Source organism: Candidatus Megaera polyxenophila, from assembly GCF_029982035.1.
GTDB classification, from domain to species: Bacteria; Pseudomonadota; Alphaproteobacteria; order Rickettsiales; family Rickettsiaceae; genus Megaera; species Megaera polyxenophila.
Map to the genome: position 1 here is coordinate 1313058 of NZ_CP104166.1, position 23254 is coordinate 1336311.

The window sequence follows — 23254 nt, forward strand, 5'->3', positions numbered from 1 at the left end:
GAAAAGGTATGAACTTTAACATCGATTCTGCAATTTTTATTAGTTTTTTAGTATTTAACCTCGCAGTAGGTTTGTTTTATAGTAGAGGAATTAAAAATATCAAGGAATATGCTATCGGTAATAGAGGATTTTCTACCGGTGCTATTTCAGCAACCATTGCAGCGACTTGGATTGGTGGAGGGGTTTTATCTCAAACCATAACAGAAACTTATAAAAACGGTTTATATTTTATCATTCCGGCACTTGGAGATTCATTAGTTCTTTTGGTCATAGGGTATTTTTTGGCTCCCCGAATGGGAGAATTTTTAGGGGACTTATCCATTGCCGAATCTATGAATAAACTGTATGGAAAAACAGTAAAGCTTATAACAGCATTTATTGCTGTAATGAGCTGTATGGGAGCCATCGCGGCCCAGTTTAAGGTTTCTGCAGTAATACTGCAGTTACTTTTTGATGTTTCAAGTTTTTATGGTGTTTTAGCTGCTGCAGTAATTGTAGTTATATATTCTTCTATTGGCGGGATTAAAGCTGTAACTTTTACAGATATAATCCAGATTTTTACGTTTGCGGTGGTAATACCTATAGTATCATTAATAATATGGGGTACTTTAGATGATTCAGAACATGTTTTAGAAAAATTGATTACTAATCCTACTTTTGATTATAAACAGGTTTTTGATATATATAATCCAAGGTTTTTTGATTCCTTGCTTTTATTCTTATTTTTTATAATACCTACCCTAGAACCGGCAATTTTTCAACGAATAAATATGGCTAGGGATACCTCTCAAGTATATAAATCCTTTACCATAGCAGCTTTTATATGTTTACTGATTTCATTAATTATAGCTTGGATAGGTGTACTGCTATGGGCTAAAAATCCAGATTTAAATCCAAATAATCTATTAGCACATATCATCAATGACTATAGCTATCCCGGATTAAAAGGAATAATAGCAATAGGAGTAATGGCTATTATTATGTCTACTGCAGATTCATATATTAACTCAGCTGCAGTTTTGATTGCCAACGATATTTTTTCTTTTAAATTCGGTAACAGTCGAGGAACTGGGTTGGTCTTACCAAGAGTTATTGCAGTTATTGTAGCAATAATGAGTTTTTTTCTAGCTTTTAATACAAAAAGTCTATTGGATTTAACGTTTTTAATATGGGGATCATATATGCCGATTATTACGGTACCCCTTATTTTAGCCATATTAGGTTTTAGAAGCACTCCAAGAGCTGTTTTGATTGGTATGGCAGCAGGTGTTATTACTATGGCGGCATTTAAATTTTTTGATATACAGATTAAGGCGGTAATACCGGCAATGGTATCGAATGCTTTCTGTTTTTTTACTGCTCATTACATACTAGGTGAGCAGGGTGGTTGGGTTGGAATCAAAAAGCTCGAACCTTTGCTGGCCGTAAGAAGTGAGCGTAAGAGAAAAATGCGTAAGTTGATGAAAGCAATACAGGAATTTAACTTTTGGAGCTTTTGTAAAAAAAATACTCCAAAGCACGATTATATTTATCCTTTATTTGGCCTTTTCTGTATTATATCCGTTTTCTCAACAATGTATTCCATGCCTAAAAGTATTCAGCTTGAACATAAAGAAATACTTGAGTTTATTTATCACACGGTTCTTGTATCTTCTTCAATACTCCTTACTTTTCCAATTTGGCCACCGACCTTTAAACAGGAAAAATTTATTGTTATTGCCTGGAATCTCATATTACCGTATGTGCTGATATTTGCTCCAACTTTGTTAATAATAGTAAGTAACTTTGGGCAATTTCAGCTTATGATATTTATACTCAATATTATAATTATTGCTCTGTTACTTAGATGGCAGGTAGCAATATTCATGGTTTGTTCTACAGTATTTTTAAGTGTAGAGACCTATAAGTGGCATATGGGAGTAGATGATTTAAGTGCAGCCATAGAGGTAGGATTACAATTTAAAATAATGTACGTGTTGCTTTTAGTTAGCAGTATTCTAATAGTCTTCTTTAAACCTAAACAACAATATCAGGATTTTACTGAAGAAAAGAACGAACACCTGAGTAAAAGAATAGAAACCAGAGAGAAAGAGGTAGAAGAAGCGTTGGCTCTTAAAACTGAATTTATCCGTAATATGAATCACGAATATCATGCGCCTATGACCGGAGTAATCAGCATGGCTGAGACCCTGCAAGCAGGTTATGATAAGCTAACGGATGACCAGAAAAAGCAGGCTATTGACGTAATCGTAAAAAGTGCCCATAACCTTAAAGTATTTGATGAGAATCTTGCTACTCTCTCTGATTTGAGTAAACCTCGTTATAAACTCCAGAAAGAGAATTTCAATTTTAGTGATCTAGTATATGAGAGGGTAGAGACCTGTCGTAAACTGTATGATGAGAATAAGGAAGACAGAGAATTTATTTTAAATGTTGAAGAAAATATAGGAATCAATGCCGACAGGAATTATATAATTCAGTTACTAGATAATTTGATTATAAATACTATTAGTTATTGTAAAAAAGGCCTGATTAACATTAGCTTGAATCAAGAGAGGAATCACATACGCTTAAGTTTATCCGATGAAGGAATTGGTATACCTAAAGAAGAGCTTTATGAGGTATTTGAGCCGTTTACGGTAAGCTCCATAACTCGTACTCCAGCAGGGGGAAGAGGTGTCGGCCTTGCTGTTTGCAAACGTATTCTGGAAGTTCATGGCGGTACTATTAAAGCTGAAAGTGACGGAAAAAAGGGAGCAACTTTTACGGTGATACTTCTGGTTTAGGATTGACTTAATAGAACTTACCGGTAAGAGATAGTAAATCTGTTAGTACAAAGATCCGATTAGCAAGGAATTATCCATAAGAAGAAAAACGATATCAGGGGTATCAGAAAATCCTTGTTGTTTCTAACCTTATAGTAGGTATTGAAACCCTAACGTGAAGGGTTGACTGCATCCTTTAACTTTTGCCCAACCTTGAACTTTGGTTGATTATAAGCAGGAATATTTAAGGCTGCACCGGTTCTTGGATTACGTCCTGTTCGGGCCGAAATTTTACCGATACTAAAATGACCGAAACCAACTAGTGATATTTCCTTGCCTTGTTCCATTGCATCAATTACCGATGAGGTAAATATATCAATAACGTTGTGAGCATCTTTTTGGGTAATATTATGTAGCTGAGCAATATGTTTACTAAATTCTTCCTTATGCATGATTATCCTCATTAATTAGTTTAAAACCCGGAATCCAGCCATTTTAACATTGCACTTGATTTAGTAAACTAAATTCTGATTTTTTAGCTTTTACCTCATGCAATAAGAATTTAGACATTACTTAACAGCTTCTTTTTGTTTTCTTCTAAATTTCACTATTTAACAGCTTCAATAAAGTTAACTATATTTTTAACAGTTACTATATGGTTAACTTTATACCTATAAGAGCAACAACTCCTTTTACTTTTCTTGCTTTTAACTCCGAGTAAAATTCAGGTTTTCCCTTTAATCTATAATTATGAAGCTCTACATAAGGTTTTAACCCCGGAGCTAATAAATGACTGATATTCAGTTTTACACTATCAACTTTATTTTTAAATTGTTCTGAACCAAAATAAGATAATGTAATTGTTGTAGCATTATATTTATAAGCTGCTCCTGCATTATAATAATGAGTCTTTAAACCTGCTTTATGTAATTCTTTATTGGAAAAACTTTTTTCAAAAGAACCATAACACGCATTATATTTGAAATTATTTACTTTTAGTTCAGCACCTATGTTATAAGTTCCAAGGTTATGGAGCTTATATTCTTCAGGGTTTTTATCATCCTTATTGGCAAATTTCTTAATTTTACCCACAGACTTACCGTACTCACCGGTGGTAGTTAATTTTAATTCCACGTTTTCTGCTAATTTCTGTTCTAATGATAAACCTATAGTAACTGCATCCTTGATAGACCTGTCTATTTCAAATCTATCAACACCGTTTGCATATATTCCGTGTTTTCTGATTCCGTCTGATTTTACTGACGGATTATCTACACCCGTATTAGCTGTATCAGGTGTATAAGATACGCCGAGTTGTATTTTACCGGACTCATTTATGGATAATTTAGGGGTATAATAATTTATTGTGCGTGGCGGTTCACTGCTATAACTAGCTAAATCTAAACCGGCAACTACCGAATCACCTAAAAAACACCCTTCACCCGTTAAAAAAGACGGATTAGCTTTAGTATCCTGTTTTAGATACTCTGTATTTGTTTTTATATATTTTATAGGTATGGAACCGTCACTTATCATCATGTTTTTTGCCACCGGTATTGGAGAACCGGCTTCGATACGACCATAATTATTTTCTAGAAATACATAGGAGCCATTGTAATCTTTATTAACTTTCCTTTTAGTTGTGGGTACTAGTATTATCTTCGCACCATAAGTAATATCATCAGTGGTATTTGATATAGTAGCAAATAGGGCCGTATCGTTATAAAAAGCAAACTTCTCTTTATTTGCCGATATATTCTTTTCAGATTTTTTAAGGTGAGTTTCTTTGCTAAAACCGCTTTCAAAAGCAGCGTAAGCTCCTATTTTCATGTTTAAACCGGAAACTACCGGTATTTTCTCATTAGTAATATTATTAGCTAAAACTGTCACACTTATTAGCGATATTGTAATAAATCCTGTTATTTTTGTTTTCATAAAAATTTAATAATGATTTTATAATATTTACCTAATTAAAACAGGTATATAACGCAAATTGCAATCATTTATTGTATTAGCTATAATAAATTATTGAGTTTAATGGCTATATAAACAAATGAAGGGGAAACTTATCCAAATAAAGAACAACAAGATAAGCCACCTATCGGTGGCAGCTTAAAAGAAGATACTCTTGACCGATAAATATTTATGGAGGATTATAATACTGGTATTTGATTTGTTTTAACTTGAGTTATAAAGACTGAATGTTAGACATACATAAGATAATATATAATTGAGTTATGAGTAACTTGCACTCTGAGCAGCATTTGGTCAATGAATTAGCGGTAAAAACTCTTAAGGCCATTTCTAAAGAGCAAGCAATTCCTTACAGCAGGATCAAAAAGATTTTTTCCGAAGGAGATAAGGAAATAGCCAAGGCTTTCTGGATAATGTTGCGAAAAATATCTCCCAATCATAAGTATAATTCTGTTTACTATTGCCCTGATTGTAAAGAATTTGATTTAGAACGCAAAGGAAGAAAGATTCCTTGGTAAGAAAACATTAACTATAAGTAATTTATGGAAATAGTCGGTAAAGGAATATCTATAAAACATATTTTTCTAGACCGTGGTAATTGGTCTCGATTTCGCTAAAAAATACGGCAAGCTAAGATACGGCATTATTTTCAACGTCACTAAAGTTATATCGTGTGGAACGAAATATTTAGGATTTAAACGTTATAGCTGCCGTGATTGTAACCGCAATAAATCGGTAGCATTCAGCTGTAAAGGTAGGTTTTGTTCTCGTTGTGGTAAGAAACAAACGGATCAATGGGTGAGTAAGGCTAGCAATGTTCTACCAAAAACACGATGGCAGCACATTACATTTACAATGCCGGACTCTTTATGGCCGATATTTTGGCTCAATCGTGATCTGTTTGGATTGATTTCCGGTATTGCAGCAGGAATTATTAAGGAGATAGCTACAAAGAAAAATCTTGTGGTTGGTATATTTACTGCCTTACACACTTTCGGTAGAGATTTAAAACGCAATGTTCATATCCATTTATCGGTTACTTGCGGCGGTATAAATAGCAAAGGCAAGTGGCAAAAATTATTTTTTCCTGCCGAACCTATTAAAAAAATGTGGAGACATAGAGTCCTTGAGTTATTTCGCTTTCAATATATCTCAAGTAATTTGAAGTTGCCGTCCGCATATCAAAATGCTGAGAATTTTAATAACTGGATGAGTAGTTTATACGAAATCAGTTGGTATGTTTATTTACAAAAACCATCGGATGATCATAAACGCAACATAGAATATTTAGGGCGGTATATAAAACGCCCCCTATTTCCGAGACAAGAATAGAAAATTACGACGGAAAGCAGGTAACGTTTAAATTTCTTGATCACTATAATAATACAATTGATCGCATAACTATGCCCGTGATGCAGTTCATAGCTAGTCTGATTATGCATATACCAGATCGTTATTTTCGAATGATTAGGTATTACGGTTTTTTATCTAATAGAACTAGGGGCGTACAATTACCTATCGTATATAAGGCAATTAATCAAATCGTTCATAAGAAAACTAAGCTCATTAGTTGGAGATTAATGATTTGGTTGAATTTTAAAATAGATCCTCTGTTTTGCTATAATTGCAATAAATGTATGAATCTGCGGCAAGTTTATTACGGTTTATCTCCGCCATTGTTATTAATAAGAATCAATGAATTATTATCAACGCCTAGATAACATCATTATGGCGAACACTTCTTTCACGTCTTAGCCACATAATTTGTAAAACTGAACCTATTTTTAGATAGATTCTGGCAGAGATTTTTATAAAAGTGTTGATAATTTCTAATATTGTGGCTTGTAACTACATTTTATTAAACGAATTTTCAAAGTTTTGATTAACAATTTTTCTGGTTACAAATTTTGAAATTCCTATACTATAAAATATTTGAGATATAGAAGCATTATGAGCAAAGTATATAATAACTCTAAAAGTGCCTTGGTTTTGCAAAAATACAACACAGAAGATATACAGAAACTGTTAAATAGCGGAAAATTTAAATCAGAGATAGTCCGTCAGTTAAAAATAAATATACGGGCATTTAATATTTATATAAAAGAACATAATCTTTTTTATACTCCTCCCCCATATAAAGTATGGAAGTCCTTAAAATCTCAAGCTAAAAATAAAAGTGCAGAGAAATTTAAAGAGCCTTTAGAGAAGTTTAAAGAAATGTTTGAAGAAAACAAAAGAAAAAGAACCATAAAAGAACTGGAAGATGCTTATTATTAATGAAGTGTAAATATTGTTTACAAACTAATGTAGTAAGAAACGGTGAATACTACAGGTGCAGGGATTGTAAAAGAAATTTTAGCTATAGTCCAATAGAAGACATAGACCCGGAAGAAACCCGTACATTCATCTTTTATGCGATACTCTACCTTGCCTATAGAAGCCATAGCAGCAAGTATTGTTCTAATTAAATGTTGTTCCATTATTTAATCTGTGAATATTTAATTTTTGTAACATTTAAAAAAATAATTTAATAAAAATTCATAATTTGCTTTATGTTTTAACTAATAAGGAGTTATTATAACTAATAGTTATTAATTAATTCCTAATCATGGATTATTCAACATCCTGTAAATATTCAATAAGATTAATAGAGAAACTTAAATTACTGGATACCCAAAATGTGCTGGATTTTGAGTTAATTAACAAAGCCATTTATTGGGCAAGGAAATATCATGGTGACCAAAAAAGGAAAAGCGGGGAGCCATTTTATAGCCATCCCCTAGAAGTAGCTTATATCATGTCTGAATATAAGCTGAAAACGGACGTAATAGTGTCTAGCATATTACACGATCTTGTTGAAGATACCGAAGTTACCATAGAAATGATTCTTGAAACTTTTGGACAGAGAATATCTGAGATGGTGGATAGACTTACTCGTGATAGACCTGATGGCAGTAAATTGAGTATAAAAGAAATATTGAGTAATGCTTATGAAAGAGAAGATTATGAGGTATTATTAATTAGTCTCTCCGTCAAAACTCTCTACCCCTGAATTAGAAGGGGTTTCATGTTATAAATGGCTTACGAAATCCATAAGAAAATGTTATAATTAGCGCATAAAGCTTATGGATTTTAAAGTATATGCCTATAGAAAATATTAGTTTTTCTCAAAAACAAGAAAGATTATTTGGTGAAAAATTATCTATACAACTAAATCGCAAAAACAAATTATATAAACTGAGAGATTTGGTAAATTGGTCTGAACTTGAAGCGCTGGCATTAGCTAAGGTTGAAATCAAGCAATTCGGTAGAAATAAGAAGGATCATAGAGTAATGCTAGGACTATCAATGCTGCAAGCTATGTATAACGGTTCTGATTCGTTTACGGAGGAAGAATTAAAGGAAAATATATATTGGCAATATTTTTGCGGCTATGAGTATATGCAACAAGATATTGACGTATCGGAGGCGACTATACGTAGATTCCGCAATGCTCTGGGAGAGGAAGGATATAAAGAGATTCTAAAAGAGCTTTTGCGTATAGGACTGAAGGTCGGAGCACTCAAAAAAAAAGACTTGGAATCGGCGATTATAGATACGACTGTACAGATTAAGAATATCAAACATCCACATGACGTACATTTAATGGAGACCGCAAGAGCAAAAGTAGTAGATCTCTGTAAACGACTTGGTATTTCGCTTAACGAGACATACGCCAAGAGTTTTAAATATAAGACGATCAAGCTTTGGAAGTACAAGGAAGATAGTAAAGCAAGGCAACGTAGAAAAATAATGATAAGCTTAAAAGTCCGCTTAGGTAGGTTGATCCGTATATGCTGGAGAGGTATAGAAAAATCAAAATTAGAACTATCTGCTGAGGATAGCGCCATTTTTACGAGAGTTAAAAATATTCATGCCCAGTCTGTGCTTAAGAAAAAGGACAAGGATATTTATAAAAAAGAGCATAAGATAGTCTATAGCTTTCATGCTCCGGAGGTAGAGTGTATCGGCAAGGGTAAAATGAATAAACCTTACGAATTTGGTAACAAAGTCGGGATTGCAGTAAGCGGCCGAGGCAACTTTATTCTTGGGGTTAAATCTTTTCACGGTAACCCCTACGACGGACATACTTTAGATCAAACGGTATCGGAGCTGCGCAAGCTAAGTCCGGAGACTAGCAAAATTTTTGTAGATCTTGGTTACACCGGCCATAACTTCAAAGAAAAAGGCAAGGTTTTTACCGCCAAGACCAAGAAAGCTTTATCAACCGATGACAAAAAGATGCAAAAGCGGAGAAGTGCAATTGAACCGATAATAGGTCATCTAAAGAATTTTGGTCGTATGGGTAGAAACTACCTTAAGGGAATAATTGGAGATATCGTTAATCCGCTTATCTCTGCCGTTGGCTTGAATTTGCGTAGAATCACTAATATTCTCAAAGAATCCACCGCATAATAATTTTCCGAAAATCTTAATAATTTAAGCAATTAGCATTGCTCAAGAGAGAATCATGAGTAAATTGTGAATTTTTGCCATCATAGCACCTAAATTTTATATTTTTGGTAAAAAAATACCCCAAAAAAATAAAAATGCGATGATTGACTTTTAAAATTATTAAAACTACATCAAAAATTTAGAATTTTGACGGAAAGACTAATTAAGTTAGGCGATAGGCTACACAATATTAGAACTGTCGAAGCTAAAAGTAGAGAAAAAATACAAAAAACTTTTGACCAGACAATTGATTTTTTTATAACACTGTCTGTATTTCTTGAAGCACCAGAAATAGAAACTCAAATATTCTCAATTTGCCAAAACTTGTTAAAAAATTATTCTCAGCCCCTGCACTTAGCAGAAAAAGATGTTAACCCTTCATTGTGTTCTGTAAAATCTGAAAATCAGAATCATTTTCTTTCTCGAGTTTATCAAAATAACTCAGACCTATACCGAAGCCTATGCAAACTGGGACTAGTATAAATAACACGCCTATTTGATCAAACCATTCGACTAAATAAATAATTCCAAAAGATGTTACAACATAAATACAAGCATGTGAAACGGCGTGTAATACACAAGCATAAGTAAAACGTTTTAAAACAGGAAAATGTTTATAAAATATAGCTTTAGCAGGGTAACCATCCAAAGCGAATACTATGATAAAAGATTGCAGCAGAAATAAATGAAAAGGAGTTGTGATAGCTTCCAATAATAGTGGGAAAAAAAGTAAAAAAGCAGCAAAAATAAAGAATCTAATTTTTAAAATTTTTAGCGGATTTATCTTTGAACTTAAATAGAGTTGGATGCCGCTACCAGCCAGATACATTAACCCTACATTAAAATTATGGCTTATTACTTGTGCGGAAGTATAAGAAAAGGAATGTTTTAAAAACTGGCCATAATGAATATAAGTCAGATAAAAACAGACTGGCATTGCAAGATTTATTAAAAATAGTGCAATAGCAGTTTCTTTTTTCACTGATTTATTAAATATATTCTGTTGTTCCAGATATTTTTCATCTTTCCCGCTTTCCCTGCTATATGCTCTTAACCTCTTTTTAGCATCAGCAAAATCAGGGGTTTCTCTTAAAGTTGCTCTGGCATAGGCTCCAAAAAGAGCAACACTAGAGCCAATTAAAAAAGCTAACCTCCAGTTAACAGAATAATTAGTAGCAAATACCGCTATTGTTAGAGCTACAACTGATCCCAGACTAGCAAAAAAGTAAACAGAGGATACAATTGGATATTGTATTGGTGGTTTAGTAATTTCTGTTAGATAAATCTGCGCTCCTGTTATTTCACCTACCGAAGATATACCTTGAATCATACGGGTTATTGTTACTATCCAGGATGCTGTAATACCTATTTCTGCATAGGTTGGAAGACTGGCCATAACTATACAGGATAAAGCCATCAATAGCGTAGTGATTATAACGGTATGCTTTCTACCAATGGTATCACCAAGGTAACCAAATATTAAGGCACCGAACGGTCTTAATACATAAGTGGAACAATAAGCAAATGCAGCAAATAAAGCTGCTGTATGTGGATCAGCTTTAGGAAAAAATAACTCGTTAAGTAATACCGCCATGTGTACATACAACATGACATCAAAATATTCAAGGAATGTGCCTATAGATAATAACCCTACTGCTTCTCTCTGCTCTCTTGTAAGGCTTTGCTGTTCTGCTACTTTCATTAGGATTAATAATTATTAAATAAATACTTTTCAATTAAAACAGCTATTTAGGCTACTTTTCAACTGTTTATTGCACTATTTTAATAAATTATTGAGGTCACTTGTTATTTCAGATGATAATTTCTACTTAATCCAATTAAATTCTGGTTAACTAATTTATAGTTCTAAATGATTTTGGTAGAAAATGAATTTATTGTCCCAAATTTGGGAGAAAAACCCCGCACTTGCAGTGCGTTGTTTCAACATACAAGATAAGCCACCTATCGGTGGCAGCTTAAAAGAAGATACTCTTGACCGATAAATATTTATGGAGGATTATAATACTGGTATTTGATTTGTTTTAACTTGAGTTATAAAGACTGAATGTTAGACATACATAAGATAATATATAATTGAGTTATGAGTAACTTGCACTCTGAGCAGCATTTGGTCAATGAATTAGCGGTAAAAACTCTTAAGGCCATTTCTAAAGAGCAAGCAATTCCTTACAGCAGGATCAAAAAGATTTTTTCCGAAGGAGATAAGGAAATAGCCAAGGCTTTCTGGATAATGTTGCGAAAAATATCTCCCAATCATAAGTATAATTCTGTTTACTATTGCCCTGATTGTAAAGAATTTGATTTAGAACGCAAAGGAAGAAAGATTCCTTGGTAAGAAAACATTAACTATAAGTAATTTATGGAAATAGTCGGTAAAGGAATATCTATAAAACATATTTTTCTAGACCGTGGTAATTGGTCTCGATTTCGCTAAAAAATACGGCAAGCTAAGATACGGCATTATTTTCAACGTCACTAAAGTTATATCGTGTGGAACGAAATATTTAGGATTTAAACGTTATAGCTGCCGTGATTGTAACCGCAATAAATCGGTAGCATTCAGCTGTAAAGGTAGGTTTTGTTCTCGTTGTGGTAAGAAACAAACGGATCAATGGGTGAGTAAGGCTAGCAATGTTCTACCACCAAAACACGATGGCAGCACATTACATTTACAATGCCGGACTCTTTATGGCCGATATTTTGGCTCAATCGTGATCTGTTTGGATTGATTTCCGGTATTGCAGCAGGAATTATTAAGGAGATAGCTACAAAGAAAAATCTTGTGGTTGGTATATTTACTGCCTTACACACTTTCGGTAGAGATTTAAAACGCAATGTTCATATCCATTTATCGGTTACTTGCGGCGGTATAAATAGCAAAGGCAAGTGGCAAAAATTATTTTTTCCTGCCGAACCTATTAAAAAAATGTGGAGACATAGAGTCCTTGAGTTATTTCGCTTTCAATATATCTCAAGTAATTTGAAGTTGCCGTCCGCATATCAAAATGCTGAGAATTTTAATAACTGGATGAGTAGTTTATACGAAATCAGTTGGTATGTTTATTTACAAAAACCATCGGATGATCATAAACGCAACATAGAATATTTAGGGCGGTATATAAAACGCCCCCTATTTCCGAGACAAGAATAGAAAATTACGACGGAAAGCAGGTAACGTTTAAATTTCTTGATCACTATAATAATACAATTGATCGCATAACTATGCCCGTGATGCAGTTCATAGCTAGTCTGATTATGCATATACCAGATCGTTATTTTCGAATGATTAGGTATTACGGTTTTTTATCTAATAGAACTAGGGGCGTACAATTACCTATCGTATATAAGGCAATTAATCAAATCGTTCATAAGAAAACTAAGCTCATTATTAACCCACCAACTAAATACCCGACTTAGGCGGCATATTTTACTTCTTTCGCCTGAAATAATCTTTTGATATGTTCTGGGTTATTTTGCAGAGTCCTTAGGTAAGATTTTAAATTCCCTTGGAGTTCAGATTTTGTAAGAGGTATATGTTTCCTATTTACATTTCTTTTTAAATCGTTGTTTAAATATTCATCCGGATTATGTTGCGGAGTATACGGAGGCAGAAAAAATAAAGAAATTTTCTTTTTATGTTTCCGAGTCCATATTTGTACTTTTTTGCTATGATGAACCTTGAGATTATCTAGGATTAAGAAGATTTTTTTCTTGGAGTATTTTACCAACCTCCGTAAAAATTCTATAAATACATTTGTTTTTAGTGTCTCTTCGTACAGCATAAACCTTAGCTTACCGTTATTTGTAACAGTGGATATCATGTTTATACTAAATCTCTTCGATTTATGAATCACAACAGGGGTTTTTCCTTTTAAAGAATAGCTTTGTAATACCTGACACTCTTGTTTTATCCCTACTTCGTCGCACCAATGTATTTCTGCCTTTTCATATTCTGCTTGCTTGGCTATTGACGGATATTCTTCATCTAACCAAAATTGAACCCTTTTGGGTTGCTGCTCATATGCTAACTTCTTTGGCTTTTGTGCAGTATACCCCCATCTTCTTAAATATTCGCCTATTGTACTTAGGGGAAGAAAAAATCCACAATGTTTTTTGATGAGTGCATTAACTGATTTTCTTGACCATAATGCTGATTTGATATTGTGATCTTCTGGTCTAGAGATATTTACGTACCCTTGTATTATTTCTTTGATCTTCGGTTATAAGCCTTTTCTCTCCTATCTTTCTACCTCTTAACTTCCCACTAATTGCGTACTTGTCGCCTCTCTTTTCCCTCCTTACCCATTCATTTACTGTCTGGCGACTCACTCCTATTAATTCACCTACCGACGATTGACTCTCTCCTCTTTTTACTAGTTTTAGAGCAATCTTTCTCATCGACGCTTGTGCGCTTATTGATAATTTCCTAAAATCTTCACTTTTTGACATTATTGCATTATACAAATTCCTTCCTTCTTGGCAATAGTTATGTCGGGTATTTAATTGGTGGGTTAATATTATTAATCCCAAGCGAACAGAGTAGTTTTGCCTCTATCCCCGCCTCTTTGATTGACAAGGCCGTCTCCAGTCCTTCGGCTATGATCGTAATATTTGAACTACCCTCTTTAGATAGGCAAACAAAAGATCCCGATATTTTGCCGAATGATCGCTTAGGAGCAGGAATATCCGCTTTTGCTCCGGTGTTTTTATCTAATAATATTTGCTGGTAACCGGTAATATCCCCGTTGTTATTACGAACAAATACTACTAGCGCAGGCAAGTAATAATTTCTACCGCTAATATGGACCGGTGTTAAGAATGAGGGCATTTGGGACATTGGGATTAAAAATTGTTAGTATTAACCCACCAACTAAATACCCGACTTAGGCGGCATATTTTACTTCTTTCGCCTGAAATAATCTTTTGATATGTTCTGGGTTATTTTGCAGAGTCCTTAGGTAAGATTTTAAATTCCCTTGGAGTTCAGATTTTGTAAGAGGTATATGTTTCCTATTTACATTTCTTTTTAAATCGTTGTTTAAATATTCATCCGGATTATGTTGCGGAGTATACGGAGGCAGAAAAAATAAAGAAATTTTCTTTTTATGTTTCCGAGTCCATATTTGTACTTTTTTGCTATGATGAACCTTGAGATTATCTAGGATTAAGAAGATTTTTTTCTTGGAGTATTTTACCAACCTCCGTAAAAATTCTATAAATACATTTGTTTTTAGTGTCTCTTCGTACAGCATAAACCTTAGCTTACCGTTATTTGTAACAGTGGATATCATGTTTATACTAAATCTCTTCGATTTATGAATCACAACAGGGGTTTTTCCTTTTAAAGAATAGCTTTGTAATACCTGACACTCTTGTTTTATCCCTACTTCGTCGCACCAATGTATTTCTGCCTTTTCATATTCTGCTTGCTTGGCTATTGACGGATATTCTTCATCTAACCAAAATTGAACCCTTTTGGGTTGCTGCTCATATGCTAACTTCTTTGGCTTTTGTGCAGTATACCCCCATCTTCTTAAATATTCGCCTATTGTACTTAGGGGAAGAAAAAATCCACAATGTTTTTTGATGAGTGCATTAACTGATTTTCTTGACCATAATGCTGATTTGATATTGTGATCTTCTGGTCTAGAGATATTTACGTACCCTTGTATTATTTTACTTTGATCTTCGGTTATAAGCCTTTTCTCTCCTATCTTTCTACCTCTTAACTTCCCACTAATTGCGTACTTGTCGCCTCTCTTTTCCCTCCTTACCCATTCATTTACTGTCTGGCGACTCACTCCTATTAATTCACCTACCGACGATTGACTCTCTCCTCTTTTTACTAGTTTTAGAGCAATCTTTCTCATCGACGCTTGTGCGCTTATTGATAATTTCCTAAAATCTTCACTTTTTGACATTATTGCATTATACAAATTCCTTCCTTCTTGGCAATAGTTATGTCGGGTATTTAATTGGTGGGTTAATAGTTGGAGATTAATGATTTGGTTGAATTTTAAAATAGATCCTCTGTTTTGCTATAATTGCAATAAATGTATGAATCTGCGGCAAGTTTATTACGGTTTATCTCCGCCATTGTTATTAATAAGAATCAATGAATTATTATCAACGCCTAGATAACATCATTATGGCGAACACTTCTTTCACGTCTTAGCCACATAATTTGTAAAACTGAACCTATTTTTAGATAGATTCTGGCAGAGATTTTTATAAAAGTGTTGATAATTTCTAATATTGTGGCTTGTAACTACATTTTATTAAACGAATTTTCAAAGTTTTGATTAACAATTTTTCTGGTTACAAATTTTGAAATTCCTATACTATAAAATGGAGGGATGAGATATTATAAGAAAACCAGTCATACAATTTATGACTGTACATACCACATAGTATGGGTAACGAAGTATCGGTACAAGGTGCTAATAGGGGATATCGGTAGAAGAGCTAAAGATCTAGTTCAAGGATATTTGCCAAGATAACGGAGTAGAGATATTAAGGGGTAAGGTAGCTTCAAATCATATACATATCTACGTATCAGTTCCGCCTTATCAGAGTATAAGCAAGGTTGGACAGTATCTAAAAGGAAAAACCTCACGAAAAATACAGCAAGAGTTTACTGAATTGAGAAAGAGATACTGGGGTAAACACTTATGGGCCGTTGGATATTTTGTAAGGACTACGGGTAACGTTACTGACCAAATGATAAAAGATTATATAGATAGTCATGAATCTAGAGATGATAAATTTGGTGACTTTTAAGTTGAAAATTAGCTACAGCTAAGGCATTCATGCTGTTATCTTAAGCTCTGCATTTGCAATGCAGAGTGGTTAACTGCCTATCTTTTTAATTACCAAAATTCCCTAAAGTACAAAGCATATTATAGTTTACCTGGTAAATTAATTCCTTACTCCAAACTGATAGACAATAAATGAGTAAAGATAATTTTTAGTAGCTTCATCTTTTTAAAAATTCAAGTGTACGCTTACCGCCGCTTTGCAAGCGCACTTGAGTTTTTAAAAAGCTTACGCTTTGTGCCTCCTAAAGAAATGAAGGTTTTGGCTTTCATCTGTAGTAGATACTACAGGTTTTATTAACTTATAATTTAAGAGTATATAATATGACTAGATATTTTAATAGTGGGCTTTATGAAGATGCATTTTATACAAAACATCAAATAGACTTGTATAATGACTGCAGTGTTTACGAAAATATAGAATATGACCGCCAGTTACTGGCAGAATATCATAAAGATGATCTTTATTTTTCCTATAGTGATGATAACGATAAGTGGGAACAGGAAATAGACGAGCTGTTCTGGGATGCCTTAAGTCGTTGGACTATATACTTTGAGCCCCTTGTTTTTGATGAGGAAATAGCTTTAAAGTGCGGACTTACTCCCTTTACTTATAAGGGAAAAAATCTCCTTGCTCTATCAGGATGCGGTATGGATCTCTCTCCTAGACTTGATGCTTATCAAGCTTTATCTCATAAAACAATTGACCGAAATAGTAGGCTCTTTTCTACTGCTAATCGACTAGACAAATACTTTGAATATGTAGTAGGTAAAGAATTAGCAGAGGAAGTGTTAAAAGCTATTTCTTAAAGTCCGTTGGGGCGTGTAAGTTAAAAACCTATACGCCCTATATATAGCCGCCATTTTATTTACCGGGTGTTTCAGTCAAAAGCTAAAGACAAGGCTTTTTAATATTCATGGCTTAGGATTAGCAGTTGAGCGTTGGTATCAGATTAATCGTCACTTCTTCTGATACCAAAAAAATGCAGAAGCATAATAAAGAGATTGATAAAGTCCAGATATAAGGTAAGTGCGCCGTATACCGCAATATTACCTGCTCTTGCGGTATTACCGTTCATCGCATAGTAAATGGACTTGAGCTTTTGCGTATCATAAGCGGTAAGTATGGTAAATATACCTACTCCGATAAATGAAACTGCAAAATCAAGAGCAGCAGAGCGAAGGAATAAATTGATCAGGCAAGCAATTACCAGACCTATCAAGCCCATATAAGCAAATGAGCCTGCAGCAGTTAAATCCTTTTTGGTAGTATGACCGTATATGCTCATTGCGCCGAAAGTAGAAGCGGTAATAAAAAATGTTTTAACTATACTTGTGCTAGTATAAACAAGAAATATAGAGCCAAGAGATAAGCCGTTAAGGACGGCAAATATACCAAGATGAAGCATAGCCTGCGCTCTGTCCATGTCCATTAACTTACGACTGAAGAAAAAGATATAAATCAGCGGAGCAAACATCACCACGTAAGCAAGAGGGGTAGAAAACAGCATCATCGCTATTTGACTGCTACTACCGACTATGTACGCTACTAGGGCAGATATGCCAAGTGCCATGGACATATTCTGATAAATGGAGAGCATATAGACCCGCAAGCCCTGGTCATAATAAGTGTTTGTTTCTCTTGTAAAGCTGTAATTGTTGTATTTCATAGTATTTTATTTTTGCTTTGTTACTTAATATATTAATCAGCATACATTATAGCATAAATCCCTCTGACTTACAAATCCTTGTTAATAATCCAACCTGGAAAAAATAGGTTATTCAACCTGAGTCCTCTAGTTAGTTATGCTTAACTGCAAGTTATATTTTACGGAATAATCACCATCTCGGGATATGTTCAAAATAAGCTCTGCAAAATTATTGTATGCCTTGGTCTAAACTTACCGTAAAACCTCTCAAAATTAGGTGATAATAAGTTTCAACTTCTAAAAAACTTTTTATAAATGTTTTTAAGCTCATCAACAGTGATGAATAATGAATCAACTAAAGGTAGTTTCCGAACTCCACATTCTACATATAACTCATGAATTTCGAACTTTTGTTGTTCTGTATAGAGGGGTTCACCATTATTGTTAAATTTAATGTTCTTTAAGCTACTATCCGGTTTTAGGAGCTTATCAAGGTTTTGGTAATTTCCATGTCCTATTTCTTTACAAATAGCAGTTGGTGATGGAGCATCCTTAAAGTCAAGGACGAAGCCAAGAACCAGGAGGCTAATTACTGCTAAACCTACAAACCGGACAAGTATTCCTGTTATATGTTTTTTTAATACGTTCATAGGTTTTTAGAGATCAATATTTAGAGTTTCGATAATCACCTTTGGGCTTAAACCGGTAAAATCCTTACCATCGTTTCGAATAATTCGGCCTCGGATTTTGGTAAGAGCCGGTAAAACCAGAGCAGTTTCTGATTCTTCAATTTTTTTAATTAAGCGATTAATTGAATCTTTCGATTTTTCATCTGTTTTTGTTTTTAGATCATTTTTTAGCGATTGTATTTTCTTTTTGAATACAATCGATACCGGCACTGTTTTTGCTTTGATATTTATTATACGACCGTCTATTTCGTGATTTTCAATAATACCGTTAGCTTTACAGGTAATTTCCTTAAAACTGATTTCAATAGTATCAGGGTTAACAACACTTGGGTGAGCGAATCCCGGGATTATACATAGGTTTTGGAATCCGGTAAGTTCGATAACAACCTTTTCCGGCAAACTACGACCACTTGTTAAAACTGCTAACTCATTCATTAATTTTCCGGAAAAAGGTTAGCCATTAATAAAATTCTCTATCGAAAAATCAGTTTTAGGGAATTCTTGGTTTTGAGGTAAATGCAAGGCTTTGCCGGAAGACGAAAAGATAATATGCTGAGTAAAAAGCAGAATACCTATACCCGAAATCAGACAAAGGGTAGTTATTTTGGTTGCAACACCTTCCATCCCAATAAAGGAGAAAGCATTTTTAATTTTATTTACGTTCATGATATTAAAGTCCATGAATTTATAAACTCTTAAGTAATTGCTCAAATTTGTTTACTTCATTGGACACTGCTGCTTTTTGCATTTCAATAGCAATTCTGGTTATGATATTACGATTTTCAGGTAAGTAATGCTTCTCGGCCAGTTTTAGTAAATCTTCCGCTTCTTTCAGAAAACACCTTGATTTTAAAATGTCGATAAATTGATAAAACAGAGGAGCAAGTGGGTTTTCTAAAAAATCATCGTAACTATTGTTATCTTTCATGTTCATAGACGACCTCTTGGTATAAAAATATCCTTGGTTATTTGTCTTTAAAAAATTCTACCAGTAAATTGCTGATTTTTTCCTTATCAATATTCAAGTTTCCTGAAAATACGATACCGTCTTTTTTCCATGAGCCAATTACTTTTCCGGACGGTAGGGTAATTAGTTCCTGCTTAACTGGTTCTTTGGTATTGATGATTTTATTGACCAGTTTTTCAATATGTACACTACCTGCACCTTTTTTGATATCTTCGGCAATCTCGATGATTGCTTTTTTATGAGCAGGGGATTTTTTGGAAAGAGCCAAGATGGTTTCAGCAGCTCTTGCCGATACCCTTCCCATGTTACTGACTGCGTCCCAGATATCCTGATCTATTTTTGCGAAGGCAAGGTAGTTCTGCATTTTTTTTCTTGAGCAACCAACTATTTCAGCTAACTGTTCCTGGGTAAGTTTACCGTCCCGTTGCAGTTTTGCATAGGATAGTCCTTTTGAATATTCACTTAAGGCCAGCTTTTCATTTTCCTTGATCTGGATAGTTGCAGCTTCTGCATCGGAAGTTTCAACAACTATTGCATCAATAGGGAGGTTAGCGGTTAAACAGGCTTGAAGGCGGCGACTGCCTGCAATAACTTCATATTTGAATTTACTATCGTCTTTAATAGGCCTAACGTAAATAGGGTTAATCTGACCGTTGCGTTTAATATCTTCGGCCAAAAGGTTAATGTCACCGAATTCAAAAGAATTGCGATCGGCATATTTCCATCTGGTACAAAGGCTTGGGTCGATTTTAATGATTTCCATAACACGTAAACTCATATCTTATCTATATCCTTAGTATACATGAAATAACCGGGCAAAACAAGAAAAATATTTGAATATAATATCAAATATCATCACTTATTGTTATCATATTACAGTAATAATACTATTATCATGAATAGTTAAAAAAAGTTAAAAGATTGGATTTGACGGGTAGAGGTAGGGAAAGGGTAAAAAGACGCTGCGAAACAGAGTCGGGCTTGATTGGAGCGGTAAGATGTAATGGAAGTAAGGGTGAGAAGTAAAAGATTAGAGCATGCCATAACAGGGTAGTAAACAGCATTTTATTCTCTTTCCCTGATGAAAACCGTGTAACCCATCAAATCAACCCAAAAAGGTTTAAAGTAGGGAAGGGAAGTTAAAACAGGCCTTAGCTCAAGGGTAAGGCGTGAGACAAAGGTTAAGTAAAAAAGCTCCAGATGGAGCTTTTTTTCCATTTAACCGGCTATTTACCCTTAGGGATAGTTAAAAATAATTGACACTAAAAAAGGGGGGTGTTGTTTAGCTGTGTGTTTTTATAACCGCTATTCTCGCGTGGTAAGAAAATAATACAAAAAAAGATATAAATATTCTTTTTATTGTTGATGTTTTAGAATATTATATATATAATATAAGTATAAGGTAAATAAATAAAGGAGACAAAAAAATGAACACACAAATACAGCAGGAAATAATGAACCCGATTAATCAAATCAGCATCGCTACTACCGATAAGACTAAAAGGGAATATCAAATTACGTTGTTGAGGCAACATTTAACGAGAGGTGTCAAAGAAATTAAAAAGCTTATTGATAATAATTCAGCAGAATAAGGGGGTAAAAGATTATGAGTACAAGAGCAACTTATCAAATAAGATATGCAGATAATTATAGGAATACATCCATTTATATTTACTGCCATCATGATAACTACCCTATTGGGGCAGCTACCAGATTCAAGGATACGTTAGAGTTAAGGAAACGGCTTAAAAAGAAATATTTAAACAATGATTTCCTGGAATGTTTTATTACCGCTAATACTAAGAATACTTTTTTAGAGATAACGACTAATCATGACGACCATTTCGACACGGATTATTCGTACGATATAGTAATTACGGATGGCATATATTTAAAGGCTTATAACCATTACTTTGTTAACGGTCAAGATTTCTACACTAAAAAATTGTTCTACGAGGGATTACTTATAGACTTCATAAAGATGGAGCTATCGGAAGAAAATATAAAAAAAGCAGAAGAACAAGAGGAGCGTATAAGGCAATTAGAGATAATTACCAGTTTAGCAAAGCAGCTATAGGAAGGTATAATTATGCCGAAAATTTGCTAAAAATAGCGGAGAAGTATTATATACAAAAGTAAATAAAAAGTAACTAAACAATTGTAATTACAAACAAAATGGAGGAATAAAATGAGCAAAAAAGAAAAATGGGAAATTGAACCTGATTATCTACACTGTATAGATCAAGAAACGGGATACTTTTATTACATCTATAGAGATCCTGAATGCAAGCATTTATGCGGTTATGTGGAAATACCCAATACACACAAAGCATACTGGCTTTCTTATATGGATGAGTTATTCTACGACATAGACGTTCACGGAGGCGTAGCTTATACCGGAACGTTGGAAAATCCTTACGCAAAGGATATCAGGCATAACTATGTAGTTGGTTTTGATTGTAATTATGCCGGCGATTATGCCCCCGGTAGAAAATATCCTGATTGTTACAAGGTATCGAAAAAAGACTATAAGGATATAAACTTTGTAATATCAGAATGTAAAAAACTAGCTAAACAGTTAAAGGATATGGAGGATTAAAGATAAAGCTATTAGTATAACCCCTTATATATATTAAATAACCGGATAAAACAAAAAATATCCAAATATAATTTTAAAAATAGCTATTTATTATTATCTTATATTAATAGTCCTATTACCTTAAGCAGTTAAAAAAAAGTTAAGAGATTGGATTTAGCGGGAAGGGCAATAAGATGTGCGGCAAAGGAACTCCGCAAAACAGAGCCCGGGCTTGATTGGAGCGGGAAGATGTAATGGAAGCAAGGGGAAAGATATAAGAAGCTTAGAACACGCTGTAACAAGGCGGCAAACAGTGCCGTGGTCTCTTTCCGTGAAGTCATTATGCCCCCCGCCAAATCAACCCAAAAAGGTTTAAAGTAGGGAAGGGAAGTTAAAACAGGACGTAGCTCAAGGGTAAGTTGTGAGACAAAGGTTAAGTAAAAAAGCTCCATCTGGAGCTTTTTTACATTTAACCGGCTATTTACTCTTAAGAAGATAGTTAAGTAATGGACACTAAAAAGAGGGTTGTTGTTTAGCTGTGTGCTTTAACGGCAACTATTCCCGTGTGTTAATAAAATAATATAAAAAAAGATGTAAATATTCTTTTTATTGTTGATATTCTAGAATATTCTAGATATAATATAAGTATAAGGTGAATAAATAAAGGAAACAAAAAAATGAACACACAAATAACACATATACTTGATTATGTTATTCGGGTTTTAGATAAAGAGACTAAGAAAAATACATGGCCTGAAATAATGGATTATATCAATCAAATCATTGAAGATACCGTTTCAGACTACTCCTCTCATGCTGATCAAACTACTGAGCAATATCTAATTGCAAGGTATGTTCCGGAAATTAGAATAGGTGATGCCGGAGCGATAGTATTAGCGGGAATCCTGAAGCATAATACCACATTAAAGCAGCTTGAACTTCAGCATAGCGATCTAACTGATGTCGGAGCGATAGCTCTTGCCGAAGCTATCAAGCACAACACTATATTAAAGTTCCTCAACCTTTCCGGTAATAATTTTCACGATGAAGGGATAATAGCCCTTGCCGAAGCTATTAAGCATAACACTACCATTGAGTTAGTCGTTCTTGAGGATATTGTATTTAGTGAAAAAAGTTCGAAGGCCCTAGAGAATATCAAGAACAGGATTGTTTTGGATGAGGAGAAAAAAGTATATCAAGATATTTTAGAAGAGGAAGAAGAAGAGCCCCATCAAAATTGCGTTGGGTGTGGGTGTTGTGTACCGGATTGGTTATAAGGAAAAGTTAAAATAAAAAACAATA

At 34.0% G+C, this 23254-nt stretch carries 25 protein-coding genes and 3 pseudogenes; 15 read left to right on the forward strand and 13 right to left on the reverse strand.

Features of this window, described 5'->3' with window-relative positions:
- The first annotated feature begins 8 nt into the window (after nucleotides 1-8).
- Nucleotides 9-2786, forward strand: a complete 2778-nt coding sequence (locus N3Z16_RS07055; protein ID WP_282485938.1) for a sodium:solute symporter family transporter — start codon at nucleotides 9-11, stop codon at nucleotides 2784-2786.
- Between the two features lie 149 nt (nucleotides 2787-2935).
- On the opposite strand, the gene N3Z16_RS07060 is transcribed toward N3Z16_RS07055, so the two are convergent.
- Both N3Z16_RS07060 and N3Z16_RS07065 read right to left on the reverse strand, forming a co-directional pair.
- Complete coding sequence (locus tag N3Z16_RS07060) at nucleotides 2936-3217, reverse strand: HU family DNA-binding protein (protein WP_282485939.1); 282 nt, start codon at nucleotides 3215-3217, stop codon at nucleotides 2936-2938.
- Nucleotides 3218-3416: 199 nt separating this feature from the next.
- Nucleotides 3417-4700: a porin gene (locus N3Z16_RS07065; RefSeq protein ID WP_282485940.1), complete on the reverse strand. Its 1284-nt coding sequence runs from the start codon at nucleotides 4698-4700 to the stop codon at nucleotides 3417-3419.
- Between the two features lie 302 nt (nucleotides 4701-5002).
- Between N3Z16_RS07065 and N3Z16_RS07070 the strand changes: the two genes are divergently transcribed.
- The 5 genes and pseudogenes from N3Z16_RS07070 to N3Z16_RS07090 all read left to right on the forward strand — a co-directional run bounded on the left by N3Z16_RS07070 (nucleotide 5003) and on the right by N3Z16_RS07090 (nucleotide 9194).
- Nucleotides 5003-5257, forward strand: a complete 255-nt coding sequence (locus N3Z16_RS07070; protein WP_282485543.1) for a hypothetical protein — start codon at nucleotides 5003-5005, stop codon at nucleotides 5255-5257.
- 73 nt (nucleotides 5258-5330) lie between these two features.
- Nucleotides 5331-6460: pseudogene (locus tag N3Z16_RS07075) on the forward strand (IS91 family transposase).
- A gap of 229 nt (nucleotides 6461-6689) precedes the next feature.
- Complete coding sequence (locus N3Z16_RS07080; protein ID WP_282485941.1) at nucleotides 6690-7016, forward strand: hypothetical protein; 327 nt, start codon at nucleotides 6690-6692, stop codon at nucleotides 7014-7016.
- 331 nt (nucleotides 7017-7347) lie between these two features.
- Nucleotides 7348-7791, forward strand: coding sequence for an HD domain-containing protein (locus tag N3Z16_RS07085; RefSeq protein ID WP_282485942.1), 444 nt, complete (start codon nucleotides 7348-7350; stop codon nucleotides 7789-7791).
- 89 nt (nucleotides 7792-7880) lie between these two features.
- A complete protein-coding gene (locus N3Z16_RS07090; RefSeq protein WP_282485558.1) occupies nucleotides 7881-9194 on the forward strand; it encodes an IS5 family transposase in 1314 nt (437 codons plus the stop codon).
- 409 nt (nucleotides 9195-9603) lie between these two features.
- Here N3Z16_RS07090 and N3Z16_RS07095 read toward each other — a convergent pair whose 3' ends face one another.
- A complete protein-coding gene (locus N3Z16_RS07095) occupies nucleotides 9604-10935 on the reverse strand; it encodes an MFS transporter (RefSeq protein WP_282485943.1) in 1332 nt (443 codons plus the stop codon).
- 399 nt (nucleotides 10936-11334) lie between these two features.
- Between N3Z16_RS07095 and N3Z16_RS07100 the strand changes: the two genes are divergently transcribed.
- The 3 genes and pseudogenes from N3Z16_RS07100 to N3Z16_RS11105 all read left to right on the forward strand — a co-directional run bounded on the left by N3Z16_RS07100 (nucleotide 11335) and on the right by N3Z16_RS11105 (nucleotide 12671).
- Nucleotides 11335-11589, forward strand: a complete 255-nt coding sequence (locus N3Z16_RS07100; protein ID WP_282485543.1) for a hypothetical protein — start codon at nucleotides 11335-11337, stop codon at nucleotides 11587-11589.
- Between the two features lie 73 nt (nucleotides 11590-11662).
- Entirely contained in the window at nucleotides 11663-11983 is a 321-nt protein-coding gene (locus N3Z16_RS07105; protein ID WP_282485944.1) for a transposase zinc-binding domain-containing protein, read from the forward strand.
- Nucleotides 11929-12671: pseudogene (locus N3Z16_RS11105) on the forward strand (IS91 family transposase). The gene N3Z16_RS07105 and the pseudogene N3Z16_RS11105 overlap by 55 nt, the downstream one beginning before the upstream one ends.
- Here the strand turns inward: N3Z16_RS11105 and N3Z16_RS07115 are convergent.
- The 4 genes from N3Z16_RS07115 to N3Z16_RS07130 are packed head-to-tail and all read right to left on the reverse strand — an operon-like array spanning nucleotide 12668 to nucleotide 15175.
- Nucleotides 12668-13468 (reverse strand): IS630 family transposase, encoded by an 801-nt coding sequence (locus N3Z16_RS07115; protein ID WP_341850337.1) that lies wholly within the window; start codon nucleotides 13466-13468, stop codon nucleotides 12668-12670. The pseudogene N3Z16_RS11105 and the gene N3Z16_RS07115 sit on opposite strands and share 4 nt — an antisense overlap.
- Entirely contained in the window at nucleotides 13431-13784 is a 354-nt protein-coding gene (locus N3Z16_RS10845) for a helix-turn-helix domain-containing protein (protein WP_341850329.1), read from the reverse strand. The genes N3Z16_RS07115 and N3Z16_RS10845 overlap by 38 nt, the downstream gene beginning before the upstream one ends.
- Complete coding sequence (locus N3Z16_RS07125; RefSeq protein WP_341850330.1) at nucleotides 13741-14082, reverse strand: DUF7146 domain-containing protein; 342 nt, start codon at nucleotides 14080-14082, stop codon at nucleotides 13741-13743. The genes N3Z16_RS10845 and N3Z16_RS07125 overlap by 44 nt, the downstream gene beginning before the upstream one ends.
- A 55-nt stretch (nucleotides 14083-14137) precedes the next feature.
- Complete coding sequence (locus N3Z16_RS07130; protein WP_282485609.1) at nucleotides 14138-15175, reverse strand: IS630 family transposase; 1038 nt, start codon at nucleotides 15173-15175, stop codon at nucleotides 14138-14140.
- A 435-nt stretch (nucleotides 15176-15610) separates the two neighbouring features.
- On the opposite strand from N3Z16_RS07130, the pseudogene tnpA reads away from it, so the two are divergent.
- A pseudogene (tnpA, locus tag N3Z16_RS07135) lies at nucleotides 15611-16034 on the forward strand (IS200/IS605 family transposase).
- 359 nt (nucleotides 16035-16393) lie between these two features.
- Nucleotides 16394-16879 carry a hypothetical protein gene (locus N3Z16_RS07140; RefSeq protein WP_282485946.1) on the forward strand — a complete coding sequence of 162 codons (486 nt, stop codon included), beginning with the start codon at nucleotides 16394-16396 and terminating at the stop codon, nucleotides 16877-16879.
- A 143-nt stretch (nucleotides 16880-17022) separates the two neighbouring features.
- Here the strand turns inward: N3Z16_RS07140 and N3Z16_RS07145 are convergent, their stop codons facing one another.
- The 6 genes from N3Z16_RS07145 to N3Z16_RS07170 form a co-directional block, all read right to left on the reverse strand.
- Nucleotides 17023-17670, reverse strand: coding sequence for a Bax inhibitor-1/YccA family protein (locus tag N3Z16_RS07145; RefSeq protein ID WP_282485948.1), 648 nt, complete (start codon nucleotides 17668-17670; stop codon nucleotides 17023-17025).
- Nucleotides 17671-18008: 338 nt separating this feature from the next.
- Nucleotides 18009-18368, reverse strand: a complete 360-nt coding sequence (locus N3Z16_RS07150; RefSeq protein ID WP_282485950.1) for a hypothetical protein — start codon at nucleotides 18366-18368, stop codon at nucleotides 18009-18011.
- A 6-nt stretch (nucleotides 18369-18374) separates the two neighbouring features.
- Entirely contained in the window at nucleotides 18375-18842 is a 468-nt protein-coding gene (locus N3Z16_RS07155) for a hypothetical protein (RefSeq protein WP_282485951.1), read from the reverse strand.
- 18 nt (nucleotides 18843-18860) lie between these two features.
- Nucleotides 18861-19073: a hypothetical protein gene (locus N3Z16_RS07160; RefSeq protein ID WP_282485952.1), complete on the reverse strand. Its 213-nt coding sequence runs from the start codon at nucleotides 19071-19073 to the stop codon at nucleotides 18861-18863.
- 19 nt (nucleotides 19074-19092) lie between these two features.
- Nucleotides 19093-19335: a hypothetical protein gene (locus N3Z16_RS07165; protein WP_282485953.1), complete on the reverse strand. Its 243-nt coding sequence runs from the start codon at nucleotides 19333-19335 to the stop codon at nucleotides 19093-19095.
- Between the two features lie 37 nt (nucleotides 19336-19372).
- A complete protein-coding gene (locus tag N3Z16_RS07170) occupies nucleotides 19373-20152 on the reverse strand; it encodes a ParB/RepB/Spo0J family partition protein (protein WP_282485954.1) in 780 nt (259 codons plus the stop codon).
- Nucleotides 20153-20801: 649 nt separating this feature from the next.
- Here N3Z16_RS07170 and N3Z16_RS07175 point away from each other — a divergent pair.
- From N3Z16_RS07175 to N3Z16_RS07190, 4 genes are all read left to right on the forward strand, one after another.
- Nucleotides 20802-20966 carry a hypothetical protein gene (locus N3Z16_RS07175; protein WP_282485955.1) on the forward strand — a complete coding sequence of 55 codons (165 nt, stop codon included), beginning with the start codon at nucleotides 20802-20804 and terminating at the stop codon, nucleotides 20964-20966.
- 14 nt (nucleotides 20967-20980) lie between these two features.
- On the forward strand, nucleotides 20981-21451 hold the full coding sequence (locus tag N3Z16_RS07180) for a hypothetical protein (protein WP_282485956.1): 471 nt from the start codon (nucleotides 20981-20983) through the stop codon (nucleotides 21449-21451).
- A 111-nt stretch (nucleotides 21452-21562) separates the two neighbouring features.
- On the forward strand, nucleotides 21563-21973 hold the full coding sequence (locus tag N3Z16_RS07185) for a hypothetical protein (protein WP_282485957.1): 411 nt from the start codon (nucleotides 21563-21565) through the stop codon (nucleotides 21971-21973).
- A gap of 656 nt (nucleotides 21974-22629) precedes the next feature.
- Nucleotides 22630-23229, forward strand: coding sequence for a leucine-rich repeat domain-containing protein (locus N3Z16_RS07190; RefSeq protein ID WP_282485959.1), 600 nt, complete (start codon nucleotides 22630-22632; stop codon nucleotides 23227-23229).
- Nucleotides 23230-23254: the final 25 nt, after the last annotated feature.

What these genes read in the sequence shown, in the direction of transcription:
- N3Z16_RS07055 (WP_282485938.1), top strand. Translation starts at nt 9, where the DNA reads ATGAACTTTAACATCGATTCTGCAATTTTTATTAGTTTTTTAGTATTT.
- N3Z16_RS07060 (WP_282485939.1), bottom strand. Translation starts at nt 3,217, where the DNA reads ATGCATAAGGAAGAATTTAGTAAACATATTGCTCAGCTACATAATATT.
- N3Z16_RS07065 (WP_282485940.1), bottom strand. Translation starts at nt 4,700, where the DNA reads ATGAAAACAAAAATAACAGGATTTATTACAATATCGCTAATAAGTGTG.
- N3Z16_RS07070 (WP_282485543.1), top strand. Translation starts at nt 5,003, where the DNA reads ATGAGTAACTTGCACTCTGAGCAGCATTTGGTCAATGAATTAGCGGTA.
- N3Z16_RS07080 (WP_282485941.1), top strand. Translation starts at nt 6,690, where the DNA reads ATGAGCAAAGTATATAATAACTCTAAAAGTGCCTTGGTTTTGCAAAAA.
- N3Z16_RS07085 (WP_282485942.1), top strand. Translation starts at nt 7,348, where the DNA reads ATGGATTATTCAACATCCTGTAAATATTCAATAAGATTAATAGAGAAA.
- N3Z16_RS07090 (WP_282485558.1), top strand. Translation starts at nt 7,881, where the DNA reads ATGCCTATAGAAAATATTAGTTTTTCTCAAAAACAAGAAAGATTATTT.
- N3Z16_RS07095 (WP_282485943.1), bottom strand. Translation starts at nt 10,935, where the DNA reads ATGAAAGTAGCAGAACAGCAAAGCCTTACAAGAGAGCAGAGAGAAGCA.
- N3Z16_RS07100 (WP_282485543.1), top strand. Translation starts at nt 11,335, where the DNA reads ATGAGTAACTTGCACTCTGAGCAGCATTTGGTCAATGAATTAGCGGTA.
- N3Z16_RS07125 (WP_341850330.1), bottom strand. Translation starts at nt 14,082, where the DNA reads ATGCCCTCATTCTTAACACCGGTCCATATTAGCGGTAGAAATTATTAC.
- N3Z16_RS07130 (WP_282485609.1), bottom strand. Translation starts at nt 15,175, where the DNA reads ATGTCAAAAAGTGAAGATTTTAGGAAATTATCAATAAGCGCACAAGCG.
- N3Z16_RS07140 (WP_282485946.1), top strand. Translation starts at nt 16,394, where the DNA reads ATGACTAGATATTTTAATAGTGGGCTTTATGAAGATGCATTTTATACA.
- N3Z16_RS07145 (WP_282485948.1), bottom strand. Translation starts at nt 17,670, where the DNA reads ATGCTCTCCATTTATCAGAATATGTCCATGGCACTTGGCATATCTGCC.
- N3Z16_RS07150 (WP_282485950.1), bottom strand. Translation starts at nt 18,368, where the DNA reads ATGAACGTATTAAAAAAACATATAACAGGAATACTTGTCCGGTTTGTA.
- N3Z16_RS07155 (WP_282485951.1), bottom strand. Translation starts at nt 18,842, where the DNA reads ATGAATGAGTTAGCAGTTTTAACAAGTGGTCGTAGTTTGCCGGAAAAG.
- N3Z16_RS07160 (WP_282485952.1), bottom strand. Translation starts at nt 19,073, where the DNA reads ATGAACGTAAATAAAATTAAAAATGCTTTCTCCTTTATTGGGATGGAA.
- N3Z16_RS07165 (WP_282485953.1), bottom strand. Translation starts at nt 19,335, where the DNA reads ATGAAAGATAACAATAGTTACGATGATTTTTTAGAAAACCCACTTGCT.
- N3Z16_RS07170 (WP_282485954.1), bottom strand. Translation starts at nt 20,152, where the DNA reads ATGAGTTTACGTGTTATGGAAATCATTAAAATCGACCCAAGCCTTTGT.
- N3Z16_RS07175 (WP_282485955.1), top strand. Translation starts at nt 20,802, where the DNA reads ATGAACACACAAATACAGCAGGAAATAATGAACCCGATTAATCAAATC.
- N3Z16_RS07180 (WP_282485956.1), top strand. Translation starts at nt 20,981, where the DNA reads ATGAGTACAAGAGCAACTTATCAAATAAGATATGCAGATAATTATAGG.
- N3Z16_RS07185 (WP_282485957.1), top strand. Translation starts at nt 21,563, where the DNA reads ATGAGCAAAAAAGAAAAATGGGAAATTGAACCTGATTATCTACACTGT.
- N3Z16_RS07190 (WP_282485959.1), top strand. Translation starts at nt 22,630, where the DNA reads ATGAACACACAAATAACACATATACTTGATTATGTTATTCGGGTTTTA.